The sequence below is a fragment of the Rhodopseudomonas sp. BR0C11 genome (assembly GCF_010820945.1).
GTDB lineage: Bacteria > Pseudomonadota > Alphaproteobacteria > Rhizobiales > Xanthobacteraceae > Rhodopseudomonas > Rhodopseudomonas palustris_H.
This window is the reverse complement of the sequence record NZ_QTKI01000356.1, coordinates 1-5,094: the sequence shown is the minus strand read 5'-3', so window position 1 is coordinate 5,094 and position 5,094 is coordinate 1. Positions and strand designations below refer to the sequence as shown.

Below are 5,094 nucleotides of genomic sequence, written 5' to 3'. Positions count from 1 at the left end.
GGCCGGTTCGGGAACCTCGTCGGGCGACGCGATGCCGACAAGCTCGCGCCCGGCGTTCCGCCAAGCCAGCGCATGCTCCGCATAAGTCGGTCCGACGATGGCGACACCGCCCGGCGCTGCGAGATACGGCAGCCATTGAATCAGCGCCTGCGTGCCGGCGGCAGCGACGATGCCGGACTCCTCCGGCACCTCGTAGGCTTGGCGCGCGGCATCGTACAGCGCAGTCTCGTCGGTCTGCGACGGCAGACGCTCCCAAGCATCCGCGGCAACGTCTGGGATCGGCCAGGGACGCGGATTGATGCCAGTGGAGAGATCGAGCCAGTCGGCAGCATCGCCGCCGTGCCGCGCTATCGCCGCCGTAAGATCGCCGCCGTGCTTCATCACCGTGTCTTGCCACCATCGCGACCAAAGCGCGAGAGGCTCGGCGGCTTTTTAGCCGGATTGATGATGCTGTTAGTTGCGAGTCTCGCAACTGACGCGAGCGCAGCCGCTGCGCCCAAGGTGGTGTCGATCAATGCCTGCACCGATCAGTTGCTGCTGACGCTCGCCGATCCCGAGCAGATCCGCGGGCTGAGCCCCTATGCACGCGATGCCGATCGCTCCTTCCTTGCCGTACAAGCAGCGCGATTTCCGCAATTGTCCGGCGAAGCCGAAGACGTTCTGATGCTGAAGCCGGACTTCGTGATCGGCGGCCGATACACCAAACGCGCGACGCGCGAACTTCTGAAGCAGATGGGCCAACGCATCGTCGAGTTCGATTCGGTGAAGACGATCGACGAGTCCAAAGCGCAGATCCGGCAGATGGCCGATCTTCTGGGCCATCCTGAGCGGGCCGACGCATCGATCGCTCGCATTGACGCCGCGGTGGCGCGCGCCAAACAGGCCGCGTCGCGAACGAGGCTCACCGTGCTGCCGCTGGCGCGGCGCGGTTGGGTATCGGGGCGCGACAGTCTGATCAGTACGCTGCTCGACACTGTCGGGCTGCGCAATGCTGCGAGCGGCCTCGGCCTGCAGCGCGGCGGCTTTGCCTCGCTGGAAGCGGTGGTGGCGTTGCGGCCGGACTTTCTGCTGATCTCCGAAGACAGCGATTTCGCCGAGGACGAAGGCCGCGCCTTCGTGTTGCATCCGGCGCTGCAGCGCTTCTATCCGCCGTCGAAGCGCATTACGGTGCCGGAGCGGCTGACGGTGTGCGGCGGGCCGATGCTCGCCGACGCGCTCGACCGGCTGACCGAGGAACTGATCCGCGTGGAGCGTTGACATGTTGGTGGATTCCCACGCGCTGCTGATCGTCGTGGTGGCGCTGGTGCTTGATGCGCTGATTGGCGATCCCGATTGGCTGTGGAAGCGGTTGGCGCATCCGGTGGTGCTGATCGGCACGATGATCGGCTGGCTCGACCGCACGCTCAACCGCGACGACTGGTCGGAAACGACGAAGAAAGTCGCCGGCATCGTCGCAGTGCTGTTTTTGATCGCGGTTGCCGGCCTGGTCGGGCTGCTGCTCGAAGCGCCGCTACGACAGTTGCCTGGCGGCTGGGTGATCGCGGCCGTGCTGGCCGCAACGCTGATCGCGCAGCGCAGCCTGTACGACCACGTCGCACGGGTACGCGACGCCTTCGCGTCCGGTGGCCTGAAGGAAGCACGCGAAAAAGTGTCGCTGATCGTCGGCCGCGATCCGCAGACGCTGGATGAAGCCGGTGTCTGCCGCGCCGCAATCGAATCCAGCGCCGAGAATTTTTCCGACGGCGTGGTCGCGCCGGTGTTCTGGCTGGCGTTGCTCGGGCTGCCGGGCCTGCTGATCTACAAGACCATCAACACCGCCGATTCGATGATCGGACATCTGACGCCGTTGCATCGCTCGTTCGGCTGGGCCGCGGCGCGGCTCGACGACGTGTTGAACCTGGTTCCGGCACGACTGTCGGGCCTGCTGATCGCGCTGGTGGCACCGATCGTCCGCGGATCGGTCAAGCAAGCAATCGCCGTGATGCGGCGCGACGCCGGCAAGCATCGCTCGCCGAATGCCGGCTGGCCGGAATCGGCGATGGCTGCGGCGGTCGGTGTCGCGCTGGCGGGCCCTCGCAGCTACGGCGGCAAGATCACCGACGACCCTTATCTCAACGCCGAAGCGCGGAGCGAGGCGACGCCGGCCGACATCGGCCGCGCGCTGCGGGTGATGATCGCGGCTTGCGCGCTGCAGACCGTGATCTACGCGGCGCTGGCGTTCGTGCTCTGACGGCTCCGCGCCATCCTGATCATCCGGTCGACATCGAGATGCGCTTCGAGATGATCGGCTAGGGCATCCAACGCGGCTTCGATTTGCGCCTCATAGGCGAGCTGCGAGGCGATGCCGAGACCCGCAAGCCAAGCACGGCGGAACTCATCGTTCGTAAACAGGCCGTGCAGATAGGTGCCTTGCACCCGGCCGTCGCCTGAAATCGCACCGTCGGCCCGACCGTCGATCGTCACCACTGGCCGCGCGCAATCAGGGCCCTCGGTGCGGCCGAGATGAATCTCGTAGCCTTCGACCGGTGCGCCAGTCGCAACATGAGCGCCGTGGACCAATGTGGTCGACTTGTCGCCCCGCATGATCGTGACGGTGTCGAGCAGACCGAGCCCTTCGACCGTGCCGGGCGCGCCGTCGACGCCATCCGGATCGGCGATGCTGCGCCCGAGCATCTGATAGCCGCCGCACAGCCCGAGCAGATGACCGCCGCGGCGGACATGCGCGGCGATATCGATATCCCAGCCCTGTGCACGCAGGAACGCAAGATCGCCGAGCGTCGACTTGCTGCCGGGAATGATCACCACGTCGGCCTCGGCCGGGATCGGCGTGCCCGGCGGCACGAACACCAGCTTGACGCCCGGCTCCATGCCGAGCGGATCTAGATCGTCGAAATTAGCAATCCGTGCCAGCATCGGCACGGCGATGATGCGCTTGGCCGCCGAAGCCTGCGCCCGGTCGAGATCGACCGCGTCCTCAGCCGGCAACAGTGCGGCCGACGGCAGCCACGGCACCACGCCAAGCGACGGCCAGCCGGTCAGCTCGGTAATCGCCGTCAGCCCATGATCGAACAGCTGCACGTCGCCGCGGAATTTGTTGATCAGATAGCCCGCCACCAACGCCCGCTCAGCATCGTCGAGCACCAGATGCGTGCCGGCCAGACTCGCGATCACACCGCCGCGCTCGATGTCGCCGGCAATCACCACCGGCACGTTTGCGGCTTGCGCGAACCCCATATTGGCGATGTCGCCGGCGCGAAGATTGATCTCAGCCGGCGAGCCGGCGCCTTCGACCAGCACGATGTCGGCCTCTCGTGCGAGCTTGGCGAAGCTGTCGAGTACGTGCGGCAGCAGCGCCGCTTTTTTGTCGAGGAAGTGCTGCGCCCCGAGCCGGCCGAACCGTTTGCCTTGTACGATCACTTGCGCGCCGGTGTCGGTCTCCGGCTTCAGCAGCACCGGATTCATATGCACCGTCGGCGGCAGTTTGGCCGCGCGCGCCTGCACCGCCTGCGCCCGGCCGATTTCACCGCCATCGACCGTCACCGCGGCATTGTTCGACATGTTCTGCGGCTTGAACGGCGCGACCTTGAGCCCCCGCCGCACCAGCGCCCGGCACAGCCCCGCCACCAGCGTCGACTTGCCGGCATTGGAGCAGGTGCCCTGGATCATCAGCGCGGGGGTAGCAGTCATCGCGGTTTTCTCACCACGTGCTCGTCATTCCGGGGCGCGCCGACAGGCGCGAACCCGGAATGACAGACACTAAGGCCAAATTCAAAACTCAACGCCCTTCTGCGCCTTCACGCCGGTCCGGAACGGGTGCTTCACCAGGGTCATATCGGTCACGAGGTCTGCGATCTCGATCAGCGCCGGGTGGGCGTTGCGGCCGGTGATCACCACGTGCTTGTCGGCCGGCTTCTCGTCGAGCAGCACCGCGACGATTTCTTCGATCGGCAGATAATCATAGCGCAGCACGATGTTCAGCTCGTCGAGCAGCACCATGCGATGACGGTCGTCGCGGATCAATTCCTTGGCGCGCTCCCAGCCGGCGCGCGCCGCGGCGATGTCGCGTTCGCGGTCCTGTGTCTCCCAGGTGAAGCCCTCGCCCATGATGTGCAACGTCGCAAGCTCCGGAAACTTCGCCAGCAGCTTGGCCTCGCCGGTGTTCCATTTCTCCGACTTGGTGAAGTGCACCACGCCGACCGGCATGCCGTGGCCGATATGGCGGAACACCATGCCGAGCGCCGCCGAGGTCTTCCCCTTGCCGGTGCCGGTGTGGACGATAATCAGCCCCTTGCTGTCGGTCATGCCCTCCAGCTTCTTGTCATGCGCGGCTTTCCGCTTCTTCGCCTTCTCGGCGTGGCGGACGTTTTCGTCGCGGGCGGGCAGAGGATCGGTCATGCAGCTTCCTTGGGAGTGAGAATTTCGGCGAGCAGGTCGGCCGCTCGGTTGGAGCGGGGCGTCCACAGCCCGCGGCGGATCGCCTCGTCGAACCGCGCCACGATATCCCGCAGCGCCGCCGGATTGGCGTCGCGGAGAAACTCACGCACCGCGTCGTCTTCGAGATAAGCGGCGAACAGCAGGTCGAAATGACGATTGCCGACGGCGTCGGTCGAAGCCGCAAAGCCGAACAGATAGTCCACGGTGGCGGCGATTTCCGAGGCGCCCTTGTAGCCGTGGCGCATCACGCCCTGAATCCACTTCGGGTTGGCGGCGCGGCCCCGCACCACGCGGGAGATCTCGTGTGCGAGCGTCCGCGGCAGCGGCGCCTCGGGCCGCGACGTGTCGACATGGGCGATCCGGGGTGCCTGCCCGCGCAGACTTTCGACGGTGGCGGCGAGACCGCCGATGAACTGGTAGTAATCGTCGGAATCGAGGATGTCGTGCTCGCGATTGTCCTGCGCCTGCGCCACCAGATCGACCGCCTTCAGCCGCGCCGCGAACGCATCGGCGGCCTCGGCGCCGTCCTGCCCTGCACCATAGGCATAGCCGCCCCAGGCAAGATAAGCGCCGGCGAGATCATCGCGATTATTCCAGCCGCCGTCATCGATCATCGCCTGCAGCCCGGCTCCGTACGTACCCGGCCGCGCGCCGAACACC

6 protein-coding genes are annotated in these 5,094 nt (G+C 66.3%); 2 read left to right on the top strand and 4 right to left on the bottom strand.

What is annotated here, in order from left to right:
- Window positions 1-381: aminotransferase class I/II-fold pyridoxal phosphate-dependent enzyme (locus DYI24_RS20950; RefSeq protein ID WP_502706361.1), on the bottom strand; the 381-nt coding region annotated here is incomplete at its 3' end.
- Between the two features lie 63 nt (window positions 382-444).
- Here DYI24_RS20950 and DYI24_RS20945 point away from each other — a divergent pair.
- Entirely contained in the window at window positions 445-1,257 is an 813-nt protein-coding gene (locus DYI24_RS20945; protein ID WP_164573699.1) for an ABC transporter substrate-binding protein, read from the top strand.
- Between the two features lies 1 nt (window position 1,258).
- Window positions 1,259-2,230 (top strand): adenosylcobinamide-phosphate synthase CbiB, encoded by a 972-nt coding sequence (gene cbiB, locus DYI24_RS20940; protein WP_164573698.1) that lies wholly within the window; start codon window positions 1,259-1,261, stop codon window positions 2,228-2,230.
- Here the strand turns inward: cbiB and DYI24_RS20935 are convergent.
- From DYI24_RS20935 to DYI24_RS20925, 3 genes are all read right to left on the bottom strand, one after another.
- On the bottom strand, window positions 2,203-3,687 hold the full coding sequence (locus DYI24_RS20935) for a cobyric acid synthase (protein ID WP_164573697.1): 1,485 nt from the start codon (window positions 3,685-3,687) through the stop codon (window positions 2,203-2,205). The genes cbiB and DYI24_RS20935 overlap by 28 nt on opposite strands.
- Before the next feature lie 81 nt (window positions 3,688-3,768).
- On the bottom strand, window positions 3,769-4,395 hold the full coding sequence (gene cobO / locus DYI24_RS20930) for a cob(I)yrinic acid a,c-diamide adenosyltransferase (RefSeq protein WP_107354196.1): 627 nt from the start codon (window positions 4,393-4,395) through the stop codon (window positions 3,769-3,771).
- The coding region (locus tag DYI24_RS20925; RefSeq protein WP_205523616.1) for a cobaltochelatase subunit CobN at window positions 4,392-5,094 on the bottom strand (703 nt) is incomplete at its 5' end. The genes cobO and DYI24_RS20925, both read right to left, overlap by 4 nt.